This window comes from Streptomyces sp. NPDC029139, from assembly GCF_055564335.1.
In genome coordinates this window covers 121,546-143,953 of record NZ_JBVHWN010000003.1, presented here as the reverse complement: position 1 = coordinate 143,953, position 22,408 = coordinate 121,546, and the positions used below count along the sequence as shown (strand labels likewise).

Below are 22,408 nucleotides of genomic sequence, written 5' to 3'. Positions count from 1 at the left end.
TCCTGGTTCGGGGGGTTCTCGGTCACTTTTCGGTGCCGCCGAGGTAGGCGGCCCACGGCATGCCCATGTACGCGAAGGAGGTCGGCGCGCCGCTGACGCGCTTGTTCATGAACATCCGCTCGTGCGTGGTGGCGAGGTAGACCACCGGGACGGTGGGGGTGAAGAGGGCCTGGGCTTCGCCGTACGCCGCGGCCGAGGCCGCGGGGTCGGCGGAGGTACGGGCCCGGTCGAGCAGGCGGGTCGCCTCGGGGTTGTCGTAGTTCGTCCAGTTGAAGAGGCCGCGGGGCTTGACCATCTCGGCCACGTAGGACGCGGGGTCCGGCATGGTGACGTATCCGAAGGTGAGGATGAGGTCGAGGCCCTTCCGGACCGAGGGGTCGTAGAAGAGCGAGGACATCTCGGTGGGCTGGAGCTGCTTGATCTCGATGCCGACGCCGATCTCCTTGGCGGCGGCCTGGATGAACGTCAGCGCCTGGAGACCGCGTTGGTCGCCGGCGGGGATGGCGGCCACCAGCGGCCGCGTGAGGGAGCCGGCCTGCGCGACGAGCTTCTTCGCCCGCTCCGGGTCCGGCTTCGGGGCGGCGGGCAGCGCCGCGTAGGCCGCGTCGTACCGGGCGGCCGCCTTGTCCCCGCGCCAGGTGAGCGGCGGGACGAGCGACTTCAGTGTGGTGGCGTCCCCGCCGAAGACGTTCTTGATCAGCGCGTCGCGGTCGATGACCAGGGACAGGGCGTCCAGCAGTGTGCGGTCGGCCGCGGGCGACGAGGCGTGGCCGGGGATCAGCAGGACGTTCTGGGTCGACGGACCGAGGTGCACGGCGCCGTTGCCGGCCTTCCCGAGCGCGGTGGCGCTGCTGGGCGGAAGCTCGTAGGTGCCGTCCACCTCGCCGGACAGCAGTGCGCTGGTCAGCGTGTTGCTGTTGGTGATGAAGCGGAACTCGATCTGCTTGGCCTTCGGCTTCAGCCGGGTGTCCCAGTAGGCGTCGTTGCGTTCCAGGGCGAGGGCGCTGCCGGACTTCCAGGCGCCCAGCTTGAACGGCCCCGTACACATCAGGCCGCCCTTGGCCGTGCCGTACGCGGGGCCGGCCTTCTCGGTGTACGCCCGCTGGCTGACCGCGCCGAAGGACGTGGACAGCGCTTTGGGGAGCGTCTGGTCGTATCCCCTGGTCCGCAGGGTGACCTGGTGGGGGCCGGTGGCCTTGATCGAGGTCACGGCGGACAGGTGGTTCCCGTACAGGGCCTGGGTCCTCGGATCCCGCTGGCGTTCGAGGCTGTGGATCACGTCCGCGGGGGTCATGGGGGAGCCGTTCCAGAACGTCACGCCGGGACGCAGGTCGAGGACCAGGGTGTGGTCGTCGGCCCACGTGACCTTCTCGGCGAGGCCGGGGCTCAGGGAGAAGTCCGCGTTCATCCGGGTCAGGGTGTCGCAGAGGTTGGCTTCGACCGTCTGGGGGGAGTAGTCGCCGATCTTGGCGGGGTCCAGCGTCGTCGGCTCACCGTAGGGAAGGGCCCAGGTCACACGGTCCACCTCGGAGCCGCCGGGCGCCGTGGTGGTGGTCAGACGGGCGGGCTCGGCGGCTTCGCCGCTTCCGTTCGACGAGCCGGTGCAGGCCGTGGCGACCAGCAGGCCCGTGCTCGCGAGCGCCGTCAGCACCGTTTTCTTCGCAGCCATAGCTGATGCTCCCTGCTGAGAGGAGTGAGGGAAAGAAGGAGGACGCTCGACATGGGGGAGAGGGGACACACCGACGAGCCGTCGTAAACGAACGTCATATAACGCTGTTGCATGTCACGCTTGCATCTGGTGAGCTAAGGCGTCAAGAGCAGGACGTGAACCACTCGTGGATCGTGCGTCCCTCCGCCGTCGGCGCCGGATCTGCCCGTCAGGTCTGCCCGGCGGCGATGCCTCACGGCCCCACGGCGAACGACGCCCTGGCCGGCCGCCCCCTTTCACAGAAGCGGAGAACCGCCATGTCCTTCACTCCCGCCCTCGACTTCGCCTTCGAGATCCGTGCCGAGGTGGCCGACACGCTGCACATCGGCAACGGCGACGGGGAGGTCACCGAGTTCACCCCCATCACCGGGGGCAGCGTGGACGGGCCCCGGCTGCGCGGGAAGGTTCTCCCCGGCGGAGGCGACTGGAGCAGCACGCGCGGCGAGGTGTGCGAGCTGGAAGCCCGGTACCTGCTGCAGGCGGAGGACGGTGCCGTGATCGACATCGTCAACCGCGGCTACTACCGGCCCAAGGCCGACACCCCGGACCAGTTCGACGGGGACGTGCAGGTCTCCCATGCCGGTCACTACTACCGCACGTCGCCGGTCTTCCGTACGGACGCCCCCGCCCACCGCTGGCTCGCGGACACGGTCTTCGTCGGCCTGGCCCGCCCGGACGGCGACGACGCCGTGATCATCCGCATGTACGCGCTCAAGTAGCCGGCAGCCGCGGTGGCCCGTGCGTCGGGGGCTCGGGCCACGGCGGGGCGCGGGCTGGGGGAGTGTCGGTCGGGCATGCGTACGGGGGGGCAGGTGTGGCCACGCCGGGTGCCGGGTGCCGGGTGCCGGGGGCGGCCGGGGCCGGGCGGGTGTGGCCGCGCCGGGGCGCCCGGGGTGGGCGCGGGTCGGCCGGGTCCCTGGTGGCAGGCGTTAGGACAGGGAGCGCCACGCCTCCTTCAGTGCCTCGCGGAACGCGTCGACCTCCCCGGCGCTCAGGCCGGCGACCATCCGCTCCTCCAGGGCGCGGGCCGGTCCCGCGTACTCGGCGAGCAGTCGGCGCCCCGCGTCGTCGAGCAGGATCAGACGTTCGCGGCGGTTGGCCGGGTTCGGTTCGCGGCGGATCAGGCCGCGGCTCTCCAGGGCGCGGACCATGTCGGCCATCGACTGGGCGGTGACGAACGAGTCACGGGCGAGCTGCGCCGCGGAGATGCCGTCGTGCCGCTCCAGCACCGTGAGGGCGGTGTACTGCAGCGCCGTGATCCCGGCCGGCTTGAGCAACTCCTCCAGGCGGGCCCGTACCGCCAACTCCGTCCTCTTCACCAGATAGAGCAGCGAGGTGCTCACGTTCGTCCTCCCGTCGTCCGGATCCGCGCGGGAGGCTCACGCCGTTCACCGCGCGGGGCGCCGCCGGGCGGCGGCCGTCCCACCCTAGGGCATTGACAGGAATCCTGTTGATTCACCAGACTGGCATTCATCAGGATTCCTGTCGATCCCGGCTCGTGCCGGTGTCTTCGACATCCCTTCCCACCCCTTACGAGAGGCACCTCTCATGGATCTTCAGGGCAAGGTCGCCGTCGTCACCGGCAGCGGACGCGGCCTGGGACTGGCATACGCCCGGGCCCTCGCCGCGGCCGGCGCCGCCGTCGTCGTCAATGACGTCGACCGGGCCGTCGTCGACGCCGCGGTCGCCTCGATCACGTCCGAGGGCGGACAGGCGACCGGTGTCGTCGCGGCGGTGGGCGACAGTGAGGCGGCCCAGCAGCTGGTGGACGCCGCCGTGCGCGCCTTCGGTCGCCTGGACGTGCTCGTCACCAACGCCGGCATCCTGCGCGACCGTGTGCTGTGGAAGATGACCGACGACGACTTCGACGCCGTCGTCCGCGTCCACCTGCGCGGCAGTTTCACCTGCGCCCGCGCGGCCGCGGTCCGCATGCGGGAGCAGGGCACCGGAGGCCGGCTCGTGCTGATCTCCTCGCCCGCCGGGCAGCGCGGCAACTTCGGCCAGACCAACTACGCCGCCGCCAAGGCCGGCATCGTCGCCATGGCCCGCACCTGGGCCCTGGAGCTGGGCCGCGCCGGCATCACCGTCAACGCCGTCGTGCCCGTCGCCGCCACCGAGATGACCAGGACCATCCCGGCGTTCGCCCCGGTCATCGAGGAGTCCGAGCGCACCGGCAAGCCGCTCCCGGACTGGCTCCGCAAGGACGAGGGCCTCGGAACCGTCGAGGACGTCACCGCGCTGATCACCTTCCTGGCGTCGGACGACTCCGAAGGAGTGACCGGGCAGGCCATCGGCATCGGCGGCGACCGGCTGGCCCTGTGGTCGCACCCCCGGGAGAAGGCGGTCGCCTTCGCCGACGGCGGCTGGAGCGCCGACGCCATCGCCGCCGAGTGGCCGCGCGGAGTCGGGGCCGAGCCCGAGACCTACGGCATCCCCGCGCCCAAGGCCCCGGAGGCGTGAGATGAGCGACCTCGCGTTCGACCTCGACCGGCTCACCGCCATCGACGTGCACACCCACGCGGAGGTGTCCAAGGACGGCCACGGCGCCCTCAGCCCGCAGCTGTTCGGCGCCTCCGCGGAGTACTTCAAGGCCCACGGGCACCGGCAGCCGACCATCGAGGAGATGGCCGCGCACTACCGCGAACGCGCCATGGCCGCCGTGGTGTTCACCGTGGACGCCGAACACGCCACCGGACACCCGCGCATCTCCAACGAGGAGATCGCCGAGAGCTGCGCCGCCCACGCCGACGTCCTGATCCCCTTCGCGAGCGTCGACCCGCACAAGGGCCGGGCGGGCGTGCGGGAAGCCCGGCGCCTGGTGGAGGAGTACGGCGTACGCGGCTTCAAGTTCCACCCCAGCATCCAGGCGTTCTCGCCCGACGACCGGCTCGCCTACCCGTTGTACGAGGCGATCGAGGAACTCGGCGTGCCCGCGCTGTTCCACACCGGCCAGACCGGCATCGGCGCCGGTGTCCCCGGCGGCGGGGGCATCCGGCTGAAGTACTCCGACCCCATGCTGATCGACGACGTCGCCGTGGACTTCCCCGAGCTGCGGATCATCCTCGCCCACCCCTCCTTCCCCTGGCAGGACGAGGCACTGGCGGTCGCCACGCACAAGCCGTACGTGTACATCGACCTGTCCGGCTGGTCGCCGAAGTACTTCCCGCCCCAACTGGTGCGCTATGCCAACACCCTGCTGAAGGACAAGGTCCTCTTCGGCTCCGACTACCCCGTCATCACCCCCGACCGGTGGCTCGCCGACTTCGACAAGCTCGACATCAAGCCCGAGGTCCGGCCGAAGATCCTCAAGGAGAACGCCGCCCGACTGCTCGGCCTGCCGGGGAAGTGAAAGGTGTCGCCGTGTTGAACCAAGGCATCGGCTCCTGGCCGGCCCGCCGGGCCCGGAAGACGCCGGACCGGATCGCCGTCGTCCACGAGGACCGCACCTGGACCTACCGGGAGCTGCACCAGCGCGTCCTGCGTCTCGCCCACGCCCTGCGCGCCCTCGGTACGCGCCGCGGCGACCGGGTCGCGTACCTGGGCCCCAACCACCCGGCGTTCCTGGAGGCCCTGTTCGCCGCCGGAACGCTCGGGGCGGTGTTCGTCCCGCTCAACACCCGGCTCGCGGCGCCGGAACTGGCGTACAACCTCTCCGACTCGGGCAGCACCGTCCTCGTCCACGCCCCGGAATGCGCCGAGGTGGCGGGGGCGGCGGCCGCCGAGGCGGGAGTGCGTCACCGCATCGCTCTCGGCGGAAGCGGAGCCGTGGCCGGGGCGGGGGCCGGGGCTGTCGGTGGAGCCGGGGTCCTCACCTACGAGGATCTGCTCGCCGACGCGGGGACGGAGGCTCTGGACGAGACCGTGGCTCCGGAGGACCCGTGCATGATCATGTACACCTCCGGCACCACCGGTCGCCCCAAGGGCGCCGTCCTCTCCCACGCCAACATCACGTGGAACAGCGTCAACGTCCTCGTCGACACCGATCTCACCGGCGACGAGGTGACCCTCGTCGTGGCACCGCTGTTCCACACCGCCGGGCTCAACATGACCTGTCTGCCCACCCTTCTCAAGGGTGGCCGGGTGGTGCTCCTCGGCGCCTTCGACGCCGAGCGCGTCCTGGAGACCATCGAGAAATTGGGGGTGACGTACATGTTCGGCGTCCCCACGATGTACGACGCCATGGCCGCCCGGCCCCGCTGGAGGACCACGGACCTGTCCAGTCTTCGTACCCTCAACTGCGGCGGCGCCCCCGTTCCCGCGCGCACCATCGCCGCCTACCTCGCCCGTGGTCTCGCCTTCAGCCAGGGCTACGGCATGACCGAGGCGTCTCCCGGGGTCCTCTTCCTGGACAAGGAGCAGACCTCCGCCAAGGCGGGCTCCGCCGGCGTACCGCACTTCTTCACCGACACGCGTGTCGTCCTGCCCGACGGACGGGAGGCCGGACCCGAGGAGCGCGGCGAGATCCTCGTGCGGGGCCCGAACGTCATGACCGGCTACTGGGGACTGCCCGCGCGATCCACGGCCGCCTTCACCGACGACGGCTGGCTGCGCACGGGCGACGTCGCCCGCGTCGACGCCGACGGCTACGCCTTCATCGTCGACCGCGTGAAGGACATGTACGTCTCGGGCGGCGAGAACGTCTACCCGGCCGAGGTCGAGGACGCGCTCCTCACTCACCCCGCCGTCGCCGAATGCGCGGTCATCGGCGTGCCGGACCCGGTCTGGGGCGAGGTCGGCCGCGCCGTCGTCGTCCTCGACCCCGGCGCCCGCGCCCGCGCCGACGAGGAGGACATCCTCGGCCACCTGGGCGGCCGGCTCGCCAAGTACAAGATCCCCAAGTCCCTCGTCGTCACGGAAGCCCTGCCCCGTACGGCCTCCGGGAAGATCATCAAGCCCGTCGTACGCGACACCTTCGGGACCGGTTCCGCCGAGCGCCCCCACCCGTGACGGACAACCACGCCACACCCTCCCACCAGCAGCACCGCCGGCACCCCCTGCTGCCCGCGCCATCGAAAGGATCTCCCATGCCCACCACCGCCAACGGCCTCGACGGACTCAAGGCGCTCACCGGAGCCGACCTCGGGCGCACCGAATGGCTCGAGATCACCCAGGAGCGGGTGAACACCTTTGCCGACGCCACCGACGACCACCAGTGGATCCACACCGACCCGGAGAAGGCCAAGGACGGCCCTTTCGGCGGCCCCATCGCCCACGGGTACCTCACCCTCTCCCTCATCATCCCGCTCTTCGGCGAGCTGCTCACCATCACCGGCACCAAGCTGAGCGTCAACTACGGCCTGGACAAGGTCCGTTTCCCCAGCCCCGTCCCCGTGGGAGCGAAGATCCGTCTGCACGGGGCCGTCGGCACGGTGGAGGAGGTCAAGGGCAACGGCGTCCAGATGCCCCTGACGTTCACCGTCGAGGTGGACGGCAAGGACAAGCCGGCCTGCGTCGCCGAAGCCGTCTACCGTCACTACGCCTGAGCGGGCCCGACGGTCGTTTTGCCGAACCGGCAACAGGGGTGGCGCGACCGTGACGCGGCGGGCGACGGTGGACTCGTGACCGACGACATCGCAGCGGGACCGCCCGCATTCGACATCCCCTCGCCGGCCGGCGGATACCTCGGCGATCCCGCCGTTCGGGCGGAGTGGGACAGCCGCTATGCGGACCGCCGGCAGCTGTGGAGCGGCCGGCCCAACGGTGCGCTCGTGACCGAGACCGCCGGGCTCACCCCCGGACGGGTGCTCGACGTCGGCTGCGGCGAGGGAGCGGACGCCGTCTGGCTCGCGCGCGGCGGCTGGGACGTGACGGCGCTCGAGGTCTCGGGCGTGGCGCTGGAGCGGGCGGCCGGGCACGCGCGGGACGCCGGCGTCGACGTGCGCTGGGTCCACGCCGCGCTCACGGAAGCGGCGCTCCCGCCGGCCTCCTTCGGCCTGGTCTCCGCGATGTACCCGGCGCTGCTGCGCACCCCCGACGCCGCGGCCGAGCGTGCGCTGCTCTCGGCCGTCGCGGTCGGCGGTGTGCTGCTGCTCGTCCACCACGCGGGCATGGAGACCCGGGAAGCAGACGAAAGCGGCTTCGACCCGGCCGACTACGTCTGGCCCTCGATGGTCGGGGCTCTCGTCGACGACGATTGGGTGGTGGAGGTGGACGAGCAGCGGCCACGGGTCATCCCCGACGGCGGCGCCGGCGCGCACCACACCGACGACGTGGTGTTCCGCGCGCGCCGGCTGCGCTGACCCTCCGGTCGAGCGGCCTGGGCCCCCTCGGCGTCCTAGACCGGGGCCCCCGTCGGTTCCGTCGAGTTCGTGCCCGTACTCCCGCTCTGCTCTCCGGCCTCGATGGGCGCGCGGCGCCGCCGCCGCAGTTCGTCGCGTTCGACGTCCGGGATCGTCATCGACTCGGCGAGCACGGCGGCGAGCGCGTCCACGTGAGCGGGGTCGATGTCCGTGGGGAAGAGCCACTGGATGTTCTCGTCGCGCGTGATGAGGTCGATCGCCAAGCGCGCGCTCCTGTCCTGTGGAGCCGCCGCCCGGACGTAGCGCACGTGGTCGACCGGGATGTCCTGGCGGATCTCGGCCTGCTCCAGGAACGCGTTCGTCCTGGCCGTGATGATGCGGCGATCCGTGACGGCGACCAGCGTCTTCGCCGACGCCTTGTCCCTGGCTGCCGCCAACTTCTCCTTCGCTCCGCCGAGGATCGCGGACAGCGGGCCCACGGCGTCGACCTGATCGGGGAAGCCGAGGACACGCAGGCTCTCCCCGTCGGCGAGGAACCAGCGCAGGATGCGAAGGTACGGCTCGAGATCCAGCGGCTCGGGTGCGCAGACGACGCCCGGAGCCTGCATCGGAGGGGCCGACGGACGGAGAGCATCGGCAAGAGGCTCGATCGCCTCCAGAAGACGGGCGGAGGTCTGGCGGGCCGCCTTCGAGTCCCTCCGCTTCCCCGGCAGGGACAGGGTGTCGCGTCCGGGAAGCTCGGCGATGATGCGCAACTCCCGCGTCAGCGAGTCGACCAGGCTCGTCGTCTCGGCGAGAGCGGAGTCGAACTCCGCGCGGGTGTCGCGCGCGATGACCTCGGCGTACTGCGCCTCGGCGGCGTTCTCGCGCCCAGCGGCTCTCGCCCTCGCGGCGCGGAGCGCGTGATACCCCGTCCATGCCTTGACGGAGGACAGCAGAGCGTGGGCGTCGAAGACGATCGCCTCGGCGTTCGTCTGCAGATAGTCGCGGGGGCCGCGTACGTCGGGCCGACCGATCTGGCTGATGTGATCGCGGACGTTTCCTCGGTAGAGCTCGAATTGCTTCTGCAGCAGCGCTCCACTGCCCGCGACGTCCTCCCACAAGGAGGTCGGGACCGATTCGATCTCTCGCGCCTGGTCCACCGCGCGATCGATGGCGGCGACGAGCCCCGTCAGTTCGGCCCACTGCTCCTTGCGGATGGTGGTGAGGACCTGATGCGTCACCGCGAGGTTGGTCCTGACGAGGCCCGACACCTCACTCAGCATCATCTGGAGGCCGACCATGGCCAGCGCGGGCCCGAGCGCGGCCGCGGTCTGGGCCTTGCTCACCGCATGCACGGGGAAGAGGCGGGCCTGATGGACGATCCTGCCGTTGAGGAACACTGCTCCGAGGTTCGCGCCGTCCTTGACGGCGAGCGTTCCGCCGGCCCTCAGTACGGCCTGCGCCGTGTCGCCGATCCTGTAGAGCCCCTGCACGCCGGCGAACGCGTTTCCGAGGTTGCCGGCCACGGTCGCCGCGTTCCCGAGCGAGGCGAGGATCGTGGAGATCTGCTGACGGTCCGCAGCCGGTACGAGTCCGAAGTCGATCAGATCGGGCTTGAGTTCCGCGGGGACCTCACCGAAGACGACGGCAACCCCTGGGAGCACCTCCGCCAGGACCGTCGAGGCCGTCGTCGAGTCGATGCCGTCCGAGTCGGGTGTCGAGTCGTTCACCGAGTCCGAAGGGCCCGAGGGTTCCCGCATGCGATTTCCTCCCCACGAGGGCGCCCAACGGCCGGACGACGTCGGCGTTCCCTGCCGGAGTCTACGGCTCGACACCTCGTGGTTCAGCCGGAATCCGCCGACGCGGAGCCACACCTCGCCTTCGGGGCGCCCAGGCGCTCAGCCGTCACCCTTGGCCCGTGCCGCACGCGCCGGTGCCAGCACCCCGGTGGCGTCAACGGCGCTGCTAGCGTTGGTTCTTCGAGCGACGTGGGGGAGGCGGCGGACGATGAGGTCGACCATGTTCCGTATCGGTGGAGAGTTCGACGTCCAGCGGCTCGGATTCGGCGCCATGCGCCTGCCGACGGCGCCGGGGCCCGGCCGCGACGAGTCCCTCGCGGTGGCGCGGCGCGCCGTCGAGCTGGGTGTCACGCTGATCGACACCGCCCACATGTACGGCTGGGGAGCCAACGAGGAGCTTCTGGCCGAGGCCCTGCACCCGTACCCGGACGGGCTGATCGTCACCACCAAGGTCGGCATCGCACGATCGGACTCCCCGGCCGGCTGGCAGCACGACGCGCGCCCGGACTCACTGCGCGCGCAGGTCGAACACGCCCTGCGCCGGCTGCGCGTCGATCGGATCGAGCTGCTCCAGCTGCACCGCATCGACCCCGCGGTGCCCCTGGCCGACCAGCTCGGCACGCTGCGGGAGCTGCGGACCGAGGGCAAGGTCGGACACGTAGGACTGTCCGAGGTCACGGTCACCGAACTCGACCAGGCCCGGAAGATCATCGACGTCGCGAGCGTGCAGAACCGGTACAGCCTTTTCGACCGTACCCACGAGCCGGTGCTCGCCGCCTGCGAGGCGGCGGGGATCGCCTTTCTGCCGTGGCGGCCGGTTGCCGGTGCGGCGTCCGGTGCGACCGCCGACAGCGCCGCCCACAACCCCGCCGGCATCGCCGCCGTGGCGGCCGAGCTCGGCGCCACCCCCGCCCAGGTCTCCCTCGCCTGGCTCCTCGCCCGGTCCCCGGTGGTCCTCCCGATCCCCGGCACCGGCCGGATCGAGCACCTCGAGGAGAACCTGGCCGCGGCCCGCCTGCGCCTGTCCCCGGATCACCTGACCCGCCTGGACCGACTGTCCCCGCGGGACTGACAGCGCTTCGGCTCCTCCGTGAGCCCGTGTCAGCTCTGCAGGCGGCGGGCGAAGGCGAGGGAGCGGGTGAAGATCTCGTCCACCTGGGGGTCGGCCGACCCGTGCCAGCCGTGGTCGGCGCCGGGCACGCTCCACAGGTCGACCGGGGTTCCGGACCTCTTCAGCGCCGCGGCGAGTGACGCGCTGTGCGCGTGCTCCACCATCGTGTCCGCGTCGCCGTGGACGAGCAGGAACGGTGGCGCGCCCGGATGGACCCGGAGCAGGGGACTGGCGGCGCGGGCGCGCTCCGGAGCGGTGGCGGGGGCCGCGCCGAGCAGCAGCGCCTCAGGGGTGGTGGCGTCGTCGGGACGGAAGCCGCCCCGTGCGACGGTGAGGTCGCTCGGCGCGTACCAGATCACCGCACCGAGCAGCCGCGGCTCCGCGTGGGTCAGGGCGAGGAGGGAGGCGAGGTGTCCGCCCGCCGACTCTCCCCACACCACCGTACGTCCGGTGTCGACGGCGAGTTCGGCGGAGCGGAGCGTGAGCCAGCGCACCGCGGCGCGCAGATCGTCCAACGGCGCGGGGAACGTGGCCTCGCCGCTGAGCCGGTAGTCGACGCAGGCGACGGCGGTCCCGGCGGCCGCGGCGCGGGCGAACGGCCCGGGTGCCCAGTGGCGCGTACGCATCCCCATGTCGTCGCGCCGTCCTCGTCGCCAGGCTCCGCCGTGCACGAACAGCACCAGAGGGGAGGGACCGGGTTCGGGCCGCCCGGCCGGGGGCAGCCACAGGTCGAGTTCGAGCGGACGGCTGCCCTCGACGTCGGCATAGGGCACGCCGCGCAGCACGCGTACGCCGTTGTCGTGTACCGCGGCCGGCGGCAGGGGGGCGACGTCGGGGTGGGGTGCGGCGATCAGCTCCCGCACGGAGGGGCCGGTCGCCGTCATCGGGTACGCCACTGGTGACCGGGCAGGAAACGGACGTCGAACCGCTCCGGTACGGTCGCGAACCCGGCGGGCTCCGGGACGACGGGCGCCTCCGGCAGGCCGTGCCGCTCCGTTGGCGAGCCCAGGTTCTCGAAGAACCGCTCGAAGGTGCCGCCGGGCCCGGCGGCGACGCCGACGATCTGACTGTGGTGGCGCTCCATGCGGTAGGCGTGGCGGCAGTTCTTGGGAACGAAGCCGAAGTCGCCCGGGGTGAGCAGCTTCTCCTGCTGGTCGCCCTCGGTGTCCTCGACGAACAGCCGGACCGCGCCCTGGGTGACGTAGAAGACCTCGTGGGTGTCGGTGTGCAGGTGGGCGGGGATGAGGTCGCCCTTGGGGCCCTCGACGGTGAAGAAATTGAAGGTGTTCTCGGTCTGCTCGCCGCCGGCGTAGACGGTGATCAGGTCGCCGAAGAGGTGGGCCCGGTCGCCGTCGCCCTTCTCGATGAAGTACGGCTTTCCCGGCTCCGGGGGGATGTGTGAGGCCCGCCGGTAGCGGGTGGCGTACTCGATGGTCATGGCTTCTCCTCGGATCGACCTCCATCAGAATGTCAGGCAGCCTGACATGAGAGGCTGTCCCGCATCAAGTGCTGGACACGAAACCGGCCCCCTCGTGAGGAACCCATGCAGCCGAACCGCCGCAACCTGCCCCAGTTGCTGGGCGACGCCCGACGCTGGTTCGAGGAAGGGCTGCTGGCGGCTCTCGCGGCGGCCGGGGCCGTGCCGGTGACACCGACGCAGGCGCAGCTGTTCGCCGTACTCGACGACGGTGGCACGACGGTGTCCGAACTGGCCCGGCGCATGGGGGTCACGCGGCAGACGGCGCATCAGGCCGTGCACGGGCTGATCACCGCCGGCCTGCTCGAGCAGGCCCCGGACCCCGCCTCCGCGCGCCGACGGCTGATCCGCCGCACCGGTGACGGCGAACGCGCCCACCGCCAGACGGTCGTCATCCTCGAACGGCTGGAGGAGCAGCTGGCCGAGAGGATCGGCCAGGAGGCGGTCGACGCCCTGCGGACGACGCTGGAAGCTCCCTGGGGGCGGCCGCCCGCCCCGACCCCCGACGGCCGCGCCCCCGCTCCCCGGCGCACCCCCGGACGGCTCGGTGACGGAGCGGCCTGAATCTGCTGGTTCGTTCGGGTGATCGGCGCTTTGTGTGCGTCTCGGGGTCCCTGCGAAGCTTGTGCCGAAGAACCATTGGCAACGGTGGTCACCACGCCGCCGCTCAACTCCCCTGGAGTGGCAATGCGTCATGGGCACAAGCTGCGCGACGAGATCGCCGGGGCCGGGACGACGCCCTTGATCGGTGTCTACGACATGTACTCCGCCTCGCTCGTGGCCCGGCACTACGACGGGTTCTTCCTCTCCGGCTTCGGATTCGCCGCGTCCCACTACGGTCTGCCGGACATCGGGTTCATCGCCTGGCCGGACGTCGTCGCCTTCGCCGAGCGGCTGCGGCACGCCTTCCCCCGCCACCATCTGTTGGTCGACATCGACGACGGGTACGCCGATCCCGAGGTGGCGTGCCATGTCGTGCGCCGGCTGGACCGGGCCGGGGCGTCCGGGGTGATCCTCGAGGACCAGCAGCGGCCGCGCAGGTGCGGGCACGCCGACGGCAAGCGGATCCTGCCCCTGGAGACGTACCTCGACAAGCTGCGCAGGGTGCTCGACGACCGTGGCGACATGGTCGTGGTCGCCCGCACGGACGCCGTGGAGGAGGCCGAGATCCTGCGCAGGGCGGAGGCTCTGGCCAAGAGCGGTGCCGATGTCGTCCTGGTGGACGGAGTGCGCAGCGTCGACGCGATCCGCCGGGTCCGTGACGCGGTCGGCGACGTGCCGCTGTTGTTCAATCAGATCGGCGGCGGGAAGTCGCCGAGGCTGTCGCTCTCCGAACTGGCCGAGCTGGGCGTCGCCGTGGCCATCTACAGCACCCCCTGCCTCTTCGCCGCCCATGAGGCGATCGACAGGGCACTCGCCGGCCTGAAGGCGGCGGACGGCCGGCTCGCGGAGCCGGCGGGCCCGGCCTCCGTGGGCGTGCGCGAGTCCACGGCGCTCCTGGAGTCGAACCTGCGCGGCAGCCGGTAGCGCGACGAACTCGTGACCGGGAGCGCGTCCGGTGTCCTCCGGTGCCGTCCGGTCCGGCGCGGTGGAAGGGCCGCTGGAGGGGCCGCGGGAAGGCCCGGTGGACGTCAGCCCTGGGAGGACAGGGCTGCCAGGCCCTTTCCCAGGTCCTCGCGGTTCATCACCGGTGTGTAGGTGATCTTCGCGCCCAGGTGGAGGAAGAAGGGCTCCGCCGTCTTGGGCATCTGGGACGGGTCGGCCAGGTCGAAGAAGAGGTACGCCGTCCGGCAGCCGTCCTCGGTGGTGAAGTACGCGGCCTCCGGCTGGATCGCCTCCAGGGCGCTCTCCATCGTCTTCTGCAGCGTGCCCTGCTTGATGGCCTCGTTGGAGATCTGGGTGTCCATCTGGACCTTCAGCAACATGCGCATGATCGCTGCCTCTTTCCCGGTACCAGGCCGGCGTTCCGTGCGGCACACCGTTCACACCCGGATCGCCCGTACCACCAGCCTCCCTCCTTCCCCAGGAGGCGACCACTCGGTGCCCTCGCCGGTCGGCTCCCGGCGGAAACGGCGCATCGGGCGGGCGCTCAGCGTCGGCGGGGCGACGTCAGGAGACGCCCCGGGGGCGGAACTGGATGCTGATCCGCGGGCCGACCGCGCGGGTGGACTTGGGGATCGCGTGCTCCCACGTGCGTTGACACGAGCCGCCCATCACCACCAGGTCGCCGTGGCCCAGCGCCAGGCGCAGGGCCGCCGCCCCACCGCCGCGCGGGCGCAGCGCCAGGTCGCGGGGGTCGCCCACGGAGAGGATGGCGACCATGGTGTCCCGCGTCGCGGAGCGCCCCGTGCGGTCGCCGTGCCACGCCACGCTGTCACGGCCGTCGCGGTACAGGCAGAGGCCGGCCGTGACGAAGGGCTCGCCCAGCTCCGGCGCGTAGTACGCGCTCAGGGCGGACCGGGCCTCCTCCAGTACCGGATGCGGCAGGGGATCGCCCTCCCGGTAGTGGGCGAGCAGGCGCGGTACGTCGACCTCCCGCTCGTACATCTGGCGACGCTCGGCCCTCCAGGGCACCCCGGCGGCCAGTTCCTCGAACAGTGCGTCGGCCCCGGTCAGCCAGCCCGGGAGCAGGTCGACCCAGGCGCCGCTGTCCAGCTCACGCCTGCGTACGTCGTGCAGGGGCCCGAGCCGCATGTCGTCGCCCTGGTCGAAGAGCGAGGCCTGGAGATGTGCGTGCATGGAACCAGCGTACCCAGTGAAAGCGAACACGTGAGCGATTGTTTGCGCGGGACAGGCCGCCCCCAGGGCGGAGCGGGCGGAGCGGGGGTGGCTCGACTCGCGCCCGCTCGGTGATCCGGAGGCCGGAGCCGCCCCCTTGACCTCTGTGGCGGCAGCCACTAATTTGCGATGTCACCATCGACCCATGAAGACCGTGAGGAGGCGACCGGCGGATGAACACCAGCTCCGACCTGAGTCGCCTCGCCCACAGCACGGTCTGGGTTCCCGGTCGTATCGCGCACGGCTGCTGATCACGCCGTTCTGATGTGCCCCTCCGTGGCACATTCCCGCTTTTCCTCCACCCTCTCGCGGCACGTCGCTCTCGCGTGCCGCTTCGCGCCCCACCCTGCGCTGTGGCGCCCCTGATCACAGAAAGCTGCCTGAAATTGGCGAACATGATGAACCGACCTATCCCGCACGGAAGCGAAGGTCCGACGTGGTAGCGGCGCGGATCACGGTCAACGGGAAAGAAACACCGATCGCACCGGCTGCGCCCCACACCACAGCGCTGGATTTCCTGCGCGAGCGCGGCCTCACCGGCACCAAGGAGGGCTGCGCCGAGGGTGAGTGCGGCGCCTGTTCGGTCCTGGTGGCCCGTCCTGGGGTGAACAAGCCCACCGACTGGGTCGCGGTCAACGCCTGCCTGGTCCCGGTCGCGGCGCTCGACGGTCAGGAGGTCATCACCTCCGAAGGACTCGCCACCGCCGGCGAACCCGGCACGCCGCCCGCCCTGCACCCGGTGCAGGAGGAGATGGCCGTCCGCGGCGGCTCCCAATGCGGTTACTGCACACCGGGCTTCGTCTGCAGCATGGCCGCGGAGTACTACCGGCCCGATCGCTGCGCGCACGCCGCTTCCGTCAACAGCTCCGGCACGGAGCCCTGTTCGGCCGAAACCGAAACCGAAACCGATACCGAAACCGAAACCGACACCGGCGCCACGGATGCCGAGCACGGGCCGAACGGCTTCGATCTGCACGCGCTGAGCGGGAACCTGTGCCGCTGCACCGGCTACCGCCCCATCCGCGACGCCGCGTTCGCCGTCGGGGCACCCGCCGACGAGGATCCGCTGGCACAGCGACGCGAACAGTCCCCGCCCGCGCCGGTCGCCACCGCCTACACCCAGGGCGGCAGCGCGTTCCTGCGGAAGAGCACGCTCGCCGAGACGCTGCGGCTGCTGCGCGAGCGGCCCGACGCCGTGGTGGTCGCCGGCTCCACCGACTGGGGCGTCGAGGTGAACATCCGCGCCCGGCGGGCGGACTGCGTGGTCGCCGTCGACCGCCTGCCCGAACTGCGGGAACTGCGCCTCGCACCCGACTCCGTCGAGATCGGGGCGGCGCTGACGCTCACCGAGATCGAACGCCGCCTCGACGGCGCCGTCCCGCTCCTCGCCGAACTCTTCCCGCAGTTCGCCTCCCGGCTCATCCGCAACAGCGCGACCCTCGGCGGAAACCTGGGTACCGGATCCCCCATCGGTGACAGCCCACCCGTCCTGCTCGCCCTTGAGGCGTCGGTGCTTCTCGCCGATGCCGACGGGGAACGCGAGGTCCCGCTGGCGGACTACTTCACCGGCTACCGGCAGAGCGTGCGCCGTCCCGGTGAGCTGATCCGCGCGGTGCGCGTCCCGCTGCCGCTGTCGCCGGTCACCGCCTTCCACAAGATCGCCAAGCGGCGCTTCGACGACATCTCCAGCGTCGCGGTCGCCTTCGCGCTCGACGTCGAGGACGGGATCGTCCGCACGGCACGCATCGGCCTGGGCGGCGTGGCCGCCACCCCGATCCGTGCCCTCGCCACCGAGGCGGCCCTGGAGGGCAAGCCGTGGACGGCCCGGACCGCCGAGGCGGCGGCCCTGATCCTGCGGGCCGAGGGCACGCCGATGAACGATCACCGCGCCAGCGCCGCGTATCGCTCCGCGATGCTCGGCCAGAGCCTGCTGAAGCTGTACGCGCGAACCACCGAGGCGGTGTCGTCATGAGTCATCTGTCCGAACGCCCCGAAAAGCCCGTTGTCGGCCTCTCGTTGCCGCACGAGAGCGCCACCCTCCACGTCACCGGCACCGCGCTCTACACCGACGACCTGGTCCATCGCACCAAGGACGTGCTGCACGCCTACCCGGTCCAGGTCATGAAGGCCCACGGCAGGATCACCGCGCTGCGCACCGAGCCCGCGCTCGCCGTGCCCGGCGTGGTCCGCGTGCTGACCGGTGCCGACGTGCCCGGCGTCAACGACGCCGGGATGAAGCACGACGAACCGCTGTTCCCCGACGAGGTCATGTTCTACGGCCACGCGGTCGCCTGGGTCCTCGGCGAGACCCTGGAGGCGGCCCGCCTCGGTGCGGCGGCCGTCGAGGTGGAACTCGACGAACGGCCCTCCCTCATCACGCTGCGGGAGGCGATCGAGGCCGACAGCTTCCACGGCGCCCGGCCCGTGATGCTGACCGGTGACATCGACGCCGGGTTCGCCGACTCCGCGCACGTCTTCACCGGCGAGTTCCAGTTCTCCGACCAGGAGCACTTCTACCTCGAGACGCACGCGGCGCTGGCCCATATCGACGAAGCCGAGCAGGTGTTCGTCCAGAGCAGCACCCAGCATCCGTCCGAGACCCAGGAGATCGTCGCCCACGTCCTCGGACTGCACAGCCACGAGGTGACCGTGCAGTGCCTGCGGATGGGCGGCGGCTTCGGCGGCAAGGAGATGCAGCCGCACGGGTTCGCGGCCGTCGCCGCGCTCGGCGCCAAGCTGACCGGTCGGCCGGTACGGGTGCGGCTCAACCGGACCCAGGACCTGACCATGTCCGGCAAGCGGCACGGGTTCCACGCCCAGTGGAAGATCGGCTTCGACGCCGACGGCCGCATCCAGGCCCTGGACGCCACCCTCACCGCCGACGGCGGCTGGAGCCTGGACCTGTCCGAGCCCGTGGTGGCCCGCGCGTTGTGCCACATCGACAACACCTACTGGATCCCCAACGCCCGCATCGCCGGGCGCGTCGCCAGGACCAACAAGGTCTCCAACACCGCCTTCCGCGGCTTCGGCGGACCGCAGGGGATGCTGGTGATCGAGGACATCATGGGCCGGTGCGCGCCCCTGCTCGGCCTCGATCCGATGGAGCTGCGGGAGCGCAACTTCTACCGGCACGGCCAGTCGACTCCGTACGGACAGCCGGTCCTCCAGCCCGAACGGATCTCCGCCGTCTGGGAGCAGGTCAAGGAGAAGGCCGGGATCGCCGATCGCCGGCGCGAGATCGCCGCCTTCAACGCGGCGCACCCGCACACCAAGCGTGCTCTCGCGCTCACCGGCCTCAAGTTCGGCATCTCGTTCAACCTCACCGCCTTCAACCAGGGCGGCGCGCTGGTGCTGATCTACAAGGACGGCTCGGTCCTGATCAACCACGGCGGCACCGAGATGGGTCAGGGGCTGCACACCAAGATGCTGCAGGTGGCCGCGACCACGTTGGGCATCCCGCTGCACAAGGTGCGGCTGGCCCCGACCCGTACCGACAAGGTGCCCAACACCTCCGCCACCGCCGCGAGTGCCGGGGCCGACCTCAACGGCGCGGCGGTGAAGAACGCCTGCGAGCAGTTGCGCGAGCGGCTCCTGCACGTGGCCGCCAGCCAGCTCGGTTCGAACGCCTCCGACGTACGCATCGTCGAGGGCGTCGCCCGCTCGCTGGGCAGCGACAAGGAGCTGGCCTGGGACGACCTGGTACGCACGGCTTACCTGCAGCGGGTTCAGCTGTCGGCGGCCGGTTTCTACCGGACCGAGGGTCTGCACTGGGACGCGAAGACGTTCAGGGGCTCGCCGTTCAAGTACTTCGCCCACGGAGCCGCGGCGGCCGAGGTGGAGGTGGACGGCTTCACCGGCGCCTACCGCATCCGGCGGGTGGACATCGTGCACGACGTCGGCGACAGCCTGTCCCCGATGATCGACATCGGCCAGGTCGAGGGCGGCTTCGTGCAGGGCGCGGGGTGGCTGACCCTGGAGGACATGCGGTGGGACGCCGGTGACGGGCCGCACCGCGGCCGGCTGCTGACCCAGGCCGCGAGCACCTACAAGCTGCCCAGCTTCTCGGAGATGCCCGAGGAGTTCCACGTCACGCTCCTGGAGCACGCCACCGAGGAGGGCGCGGTATACGGCTCCAAGGCCGTGGGCGAGCCTCCGCTCATGCTGGCGTTCTCGGTGCGGGAAGCGCTGCGGCAGGCCGCCGCAGCGTTCGGACCGGGCGGGATCAGCGTCGAGTTGGCCTCGCCCGCGACGCCGGAGGCGGTGTACTGGGCGATCGAGGCGGCCCGGCGGGGCGATGCCTCCCCCGACGGCGCCCTCGTCGACAGCACGAACGGAATGAACATGACTAACCGCATGAACGGCGCAAAAAGCACGAGCGGCGCGACCCGCCCCGACGCCCAAGCCTTGAGCAGTGCCTGACATGACGTGGATCGGTGCGGTCGCGCGGCTGCGAGCACGCCGGGAGCCCGGCGTGCTGGTGACCGTCGCGACCGTGCGGGGCCATGCCCCGCGCGACGCCGGCGCGAAACTCGTCGTGGGCCGGACCCGGACGTGGGGCTCGATCGGCGGTGGCAACGTGGAGGCCGTCGCGATCGACCGGGCCCGGGAGATGATCGACGCGTCCGCACCCGAGCCGGAGCTGATCGATTTCGCCCTGAACGACAAGGTGACCAACCGGCACGGCGTGCAGTGCTGCGGCGGCACGGTCTCGGTCCTGCTCGAACCGCTGCCGGTCGTACGCGCGGTGGCGATCTTCGGCGTCGGGCACGTCGGGCTGGAACTGGCGCGCATCCTGGCCCGTCAGGACCTCGACCTCCATCTGGTCGACTCCCGTTCCGACGTCCTCGCCGAGGAGCGGCTCGACGTGCTGGCGGACGCCGTGGCGCAGGTGCGTGTCCATCACACGCCACTGTTGCCGGAGGAGGTGCTGGAGGAGTTGCCGCCCGGCGCCCACGTCCTGATCATGACCCATGATCACGCCGAGGACGCCGCCCTGTGCGACGCCGCCCTGCGCACGCCCCGTCTCGGCTCCGTCGGGCTGATCGGTTCGGCGGCCAAGTGGACGCGCTTCCGCAAACGCCTCGTCACCGAGGGCGGACACGACGAGGGCGCCGTCGATCGGATCAGAACTCCGATCGGGCTGGCCGACATCACCGGCAAGGAACCCGCGACCATTGCCGTGAGCGTCGCCGCCGATCTGCTGCGCACGTTCGAGAACGAGAAGAACTGACGCTCCGGAGAGATCGAGACGGAGGGTTTCGATCCAGGAAAAGGGGCGGCTCCGGAAAAATCCCGGAGCCGCCCCTTTTCTGTACGGGACGTCAGTGCTTGAAGGTGTCCTTGGTCTTCTCCTTGGCGGCCCGCGCGTCACCCCTGACCTGTTCGGCCTTGCCCTCGGCCTCCATGGCCTCGTCGCCCGTGGCGCGCCCCGCTGCTTCCTTGAGCTTGCCCTTGGCCTGCTCGCCCTTGGCCTTCATCTTCTGCTCACCGGACACAGCTGATCACTCCTTGCGCGATAGATCATGCCTGACGACAGAACGCCTGACCCTGAATCGCTTTCCCAAACCCCTTTCTGAGGAGGGAACAGGGAACCAGGAAAGCGTCCACGTGTGCGAATGGAGGAGTGGGGGCGGGGTACACGGCGCTTCGGAGGTTGATAAGAATGGTTCCCCTTCTGTTGGTTCTGCTTCTCGCGCTGATTCTCTTCGGCGCCGGTTTCGCGGTGAAGGCGCTCTGGTGGATCGCCGTGATCGTGCTCGTCGTCTGGCTGCTGGGCTTCGTGGCCCGGCCGAAGGGCGGCACAGGCCGCTGGTATCGCTGGTAGACCTCGCCGGTCGCCGGAGCGACGCGTGCGGAGGTGTGGGCGCCACCCCTGATCGAGGGGTGGCGCCCACACCTCCGTTCGCGTGGACCGCGGCGTGTGACGCGGTTCATCGTTCGAGGGGCACGACGGCGCGGATCGTCTTGCCGTCCGGGCCGACCGAGACGGCCACCTCACGGCACAGCCGCAGCACGATGGCCCAGCCGAAGCCTCCGGCGGTCAGTTCGTCGTCGCGCCGGTACGACGGCACGTCGCTGCTGGCATCGGTGACGGACACCGTCGCGCTGTCGCCCTCGACGTGGAGCCGGAAGTCGGTGACGCCGCCGGCATGCCGCTGGGCGTTGGTCACCAGCTCCGAGACGACGAGCACGAGATCATCGATCCGTGACTCGTCCGTGGAGCGGGTGCCGGCGAGCCTTCGTCGGGTGAACTCGCGGGCCTGGGTGCACGTGCGCACCCCGCGGCCGTCCCCCGCGCGGCGTCCATGAGGACGCGGGTGTGTGGATGTGCGGGACCATGCTTTGCCCGGGGGCCGCATCATGGTTCCCCATTTCTCCCGATGGTCGAGTGTGTGTTCCTCTCTCGCCTGCCCGTCGTGGCCGCCGGGACACTTCGGACGGCACGTCAGAATTTGCTCCTTCGAGGAGGATTGCGGTAGGCGCGGGTCACCCGGCCCGGGAACGACGGAACCCGGCACGCCCCTGGAGGGGGCCGTGCCGGGTTCAAGGTGCCGATTCAGGCCATCAGGACCGAGTCGTCCTCGGGGCGCGCGCCGGGCAGGCGATGGCGGGCGGCGATCAATGCCGCGTCCACGTCCCGCGTGCCGGTGGAGATGCACAGCGTGTACGCGATGTCCTCCATGCGCCGCCGTACCTCCGCGCTTCCGTTCTCCGCGTGCAGCACCCTCAGCGTCTCGTACTGCTCGATGAGGTTGCTCAGGACCGCGGGATGGGCCATCAACACAGTGGGTCTCCCCTCGACGTCAGGGCGCCGACCGCCCGGCTCGATGCGCCGCGTACCCCCCCCTTCCGGGTTGTATGCGGACCGGAGAGGCGGGACCATGTGCACCGCTCCCGGAGTCCGGGTCAGGCCCGGAGGCCCTCCGGATCGATTCGTTCCGGCCGCTTCGTTCCCTCCCGTTCTCCTCGTGTCGATCACGGGGGAGTAGTGTCGTCTTTATTGCCGTACGGCAACGGACGAGGCCCGGAGTCGTACGGGAGGGGCGGCGGCCCGACCAGGGGCCGTGGCTGCGCTCAGCCCCTCGGCGGGTGCCTGGCGAGCGAAGGGGGATGGTCATGTCCGAGACGACGATCGAGGGCTCCGCGGCGGCGCGGCGGCCCGGGCCGGCCGCGGTGGGAGAGCCTGAACTGCGACAGCTCCTGGCCGGCCGCACGGCCGTGCGGGACGGAGACTTCGGCACCCGTCTGCCCGAGGAGCGGAGATCAGGCCGGAGGCGGACGACGCGGTGCTGATGTACGCCGGAGGTCTCGTCG

At 71.1% G+C, this 22,408-nt stretch carries 24 protein-coding genes; 14 read left to right on the top strand and 10 right to left on the bottom strand.

Translation table 11 applies throughout. From position 1 onward, the window contains the following. Positions 1–22: 22 nt before the first annotated feature. Complete coding sequence (locus ACZ4VW_RS08500) at positions 23–1,669, bottom strand: ABC transporter substrate-binding protein (RefSeq protein ID WP_467959877.1); 1,647 nt, start codon at positions 1,667–1,669, stop codon at positions 23–25. A 296-nt stretch (positions 1,670–1,965) separates the two neighbouring features. On the opposite strand from ACZ4VW_RS08500, the gene ACZ4VW_RS08495 reads away from it, so the two are divergent. Then, entirely contained in the window at positions 1,966–2,427 is a 462-nt protein-coding gene (locus tag ACZ4VW_RS08495; RefSeq protein ID WP_467959875.1) for a DUF3237 domain-containing protein, read from the top strand. A 210-nt stretch (positions 2,428–2,637) separates the two neighbouring features. Here ACZ4VW_RS08495 and ACZ4VW_RS08490 read toward each other — a convergent pair whose 3' ends face one another. After that, positions 2,638–3,051 carry a MarR family winged helix-turn-helix transcriptional regulator gene (locus ACZ4VW_RS08490; protein ID WP_467959873.1) on the bottom strand — a complete coding sequence of 138 codons (414 nt, stop codon included), beginning with the start codon at positions 3,049–3,051 and terminating at the stop codon, positions 2,638–2,640. A 205-nt stretch (positions 3,052–3,256) separates the two neighbouring features. Between ACZ4VW_RS08490 and ACZ4VW_RS08485 the strand changes: the two genes are divergently transcribed. From ACZ4VW_RS08485 to ACZ4VW_RS08465, 5 genes are all read left to right on the top strand, one after another. Beyond that, on the top strand, positions 3,257–4,168 hold the full coding sequence (locus ACZ4VW_RS08485) for an SDR family oxidoreductase (protein ID WP_467959871.1): 912 nt from the start codon (positions 3,257–3,259) through the stop codon (positions 4,166–4,168). Position 4,169: 1 nt separating this feature from the next. Then, complete coding sequence (locus ACZ4VW_RS08480; protein ID WP_467959869.1) at positions 4,170–5,057, top strand: amidohydrolase family protein; 888 nt, start codon at positions 4,170–4,172, stop codon at positions 5,055–5,057. An 11-nt stretch (positions 5,058–5,068) separates the two neighbouring features. Next, positions 5,069–6,655, top strand: a complete 1,587-nt coding sequence (locus tag ACZ4VW_RS08475; protein WP_467959867.1) for an acyl-CoA synthetase — start codon at positions 5,069–5,071, stop codon at positions 6,653–6,655. A gap of 77 nt (positions 6,656–6,732) precedes the next feature. Next, a complete protein-coding gene (locus ACZ4VW_RS08470; protein WP_467959865.1) occupies positions 6,733–7,191 on the top strand; it encodes a MaoC family dehydratase in 459 nt (152 codons plus the stop codon). Positions 7,192–7,266: 75 nt separating this feature from the next. Continuing rightward, positions 7,267–7,947, top strand: a complete 681-nt coding sequence (locus ACZ4VW_RS08465) for a class I SAM-dependent methyltransferase (RefSeq protein WP_467959863.1) — start codon at positions 7,267–7,269, stop codon at positions 7,945–7,947. Positions 7,948–7,982: 35 nt separating this feature from the next. On the opposite strand, the gene ACZ4VW_RS08460 is transcribed toward ACZ4VW_RS08465, so the two are convergent. Next, positions 7,983–9,689, bottom strand: a complete 1,707-nt coding sequence (locus tag ACZ4VW_RS08460) for a hypothetical protein (protein WP_467959861.1) — start codon at positions 9,687–9,689, stop codon at positions 7,983–7,985. Positions 9,690–9,936: 247 nt separating this feature from the next. Here ACZ4VW_RS08460 and ACZ4VW_RS08455 point away from each other — a divergent pair, with 247 nt between their 5' ends. Then, positions 9,937–10,800, top strand: a complete 864-nt coding sequence (locus ACZ4VW_RS08455; RefSeq protein WP_467959859.1) for an aldo/keto reductase — start codon at positions 9,937–9,939, stop codon at positions 10,798–10,800. Positions 10,801–10,829: 29 nt separating this feature from the next. On the opposite strand, the gene ACZ4VW_RS08450 is transcribed toward ACZ4VW_RS08455, so the two are convergent. Next, the gene (locus tag ACZ4VW_RS08450; RefSeq protein WP_467959857.1) at positions 10,830–11,723 is read right to left on the bottom strand and encodes an alpha/beta hydrolase fold domain-containing protein; all 894 of its coding nucleotides are present in this window, start codon (positions 11,721–11,723) and stop codon (positions 10,830–10,832) included. Beyond that, the gene (locus ACZ4VW_RS08445) at positions 11,720–12,277 is read right to left on the bottom strand and encodes a quercetin 2,3-dioxygenase (protein WP_467959855.1); all 558 of its coding nucleotides are present in this window, start codon (positions 12,275–12,277) and stop codon (positions 11,720–11,722) included. Before ACZ4VW_RS08445 ends, ACZ4VW_RS08450 begins: the two co-directional genes overlap by 4 nt. A gap of 105 nt (positions 12,278–12,382) precedes the next feature. Between ACZ4VW_RS08445 and ACZ4VW_RS08440 the strand changes: the two genes are divergently transcribed. Both ACZ4VW_RS08440 and ACZ4VW_RS08435 read left to right on the top strand, forming a co-directional pair. Continuing rightward, the gene (locus ACZ4VW_RS08440; RefSeq protein ID WP_467959853.1) at positions 12,383–12,880 is read left to right on the top strand and encodes a MarR family winged helix-turn-helix transcriptional regulator; all 498 of its coding nucleotides are present in this window, start codon (positions 12,383–12,385) and stop codon (positions 12,878–12,880) included. Positions 12,881–13,003: 123 nt separating this feature from the next. Further along, entirely contained in the window at positions 13,004–13,843 is an 840-nt protein-coding gene (locus tag ACZ4VW_RS08435; protein ID WP_467959851.1) for an isocitrate lyase/PEP mutase family protein, read from the top strand. 104 nt (positions 13,844–13,947) lie between these two features. On the opposite strand, the gene ACZ4VW_RS08430 is transcribed toward ACZ4VW_RS08435, so the two are convergent. Both ACZ4VW_RS08430 and ACZ4VW_RS08425 read right to left on the bottom strand, forming a co-directional pair. After that, positions 13,948–14,247: a hypothetical protein gene (locus ACZ4VW_RS08430; RefSeq protein WP_467959850.1), complete on the bottom strand. Its 300-nt coding sequence runs from the start codon at positions 14,245–14,247 to the stop codon at positions 13,948–13,950. 178 nt (positions 14,248–14,425) lie between these two features. Continuing rightward, positions 14,426–15,055 carry an alpha-ketoglutarate-dependent dioxygenase AlkB gene (locus ACZ4VW_RS08425; protein ID WP_467959849.1) on the bottom strand — a complete coding sequence of 210 codons (630 nt, stop codon included), beginning with the start codon at positions 15,053–15,055 and terminating at the stop codon, positions 14,426–14,428. 475 nt (positions 15,056–15,530) lie between these two features. Here ACZ4VW_RS08425 and ACZ4VW_RS08420 point away from each other — a divergent pair, with 475 nt between their 5' ends. The 3 genes from ACZ4VW_RS08420 to xdhC are packed head-to-tail and all read left to right on the top strand — an operon-like array spanning position 15,531 to position 20,324. Further along, the gene (locus tag ACZ4VW_RS08420) at positions 15,531–17,066 is read left to right on the top strand and encodes a xanthine dehydrogenase small subunit (RefSeq protein ID WP_467959847.1); all 1,536 of its coding nucleotides are present in this window, start codon (positions 15,531–15,533) and stop codon (positions 17,064–17,066) included. Continuing rightward, complete coding sequence (gene xdhB, locus ACZ4VW_RS08415) at positions 17,063–19,513, top strand: xanthine dehydrogenase molybdopterin binding subunit (protein WP_467959845.1); 2,451 nt, start codon at positions 17,063–17,065, stop codon at positions 19,511–19,513. Before ACZ4VW_RS08420 ends, xdhB begins: the two co-directional genes overlap by 4 nt. Position 19,514: 1 nt before the next feature. Next, positions 19,515–20,324, top strand: coding sequence for a xanthine dehydrogenase accessory protein XdhC (gene xdhC / locus ACZ4VW_RS08410; protein ID WP_467959843.1), 810 nt, complete (start codon positions 19,515–19,517; stop codon positions 20,322–20,324). Positions 20,325–20,415: 91 nt separating this feature from the next. On the opposite strand, the gene ACZ4VW_RS08405 is transcribed toward xdhC, so the two are convergent. After that, complete coding sequence (locus ACZ4VW_RS08405; protein ID WP_467959841.1) at positions 20,416–20,589, bottom strand: CsbD family protein; 174 nt, start codon at positions 20,587–20,589, stop codon at positions 20,416–20,418. A gap of 167 nt (positions 20,590–20,756) precedes the next feature. Between ACZ4VW_RS08405 and ACZ4VW_RS08400 the strand changes: the two genes are divergently transcribed. After that, entirely contained in the window at positions 20,757–20,918 is a 162-nt protein-coding gene (locus ACZ4VW_RS08400) for a DUF5670 family protein (protein WP_355114277.1), read from the top strand. A gap of 106 nt (positions 20,919–21,024) precedes the next feature. Here the strand turns inward: ACZ4VW_RS08400 and ACZ4VW_RS08395 are convergent, their stop codons facing one another. After that, positions 21,025–21,372 carry an ATP-binding protein gene (locus ACZ4VW_RS08395; RefSeq protein ID WP_467959838.1) on the bottom strand — a complete coding sequence of 116 codons (348 nt, stop codon included), beginning with the start codon at positions 21,370–21,372 and terminating at the stop codon, positions 21,025–21,027. A gap of 278 nt (positions 21,373–21,650) precedes the next feature. Further along, a complete protein-coding gene (locus ACZ4VW_RS08390; protein ID WP_467959836.1) occupies positions 21,651–21,878 on the bottom strand; it encodes a DUF5133 domain-containing protein in 228 nt (75 codons plus the stop codon). 332 nt (positions 21,879–22,210) lie between these two features. On the opposite strand from ACZ4VW_RS08390, the gene ACZ4VW_RS08385 reads away from it, so the two are divergent. Beyond that, positions 22,211–22,387 carry a hypothetical protein gene (locus tag ACZ4VW_RS08385; protein ID WP_467960831.1) on the top strand — a complete coding sequence of 59 codons (177 nt, stop codon included), beginning with the start codon at positions 22,211–22,213 and terminating at the stop codon, positions 22,385–22,387. The last annotated feature ends 21 nt before the right edge of the window (positions 22,388–22,408 follow it).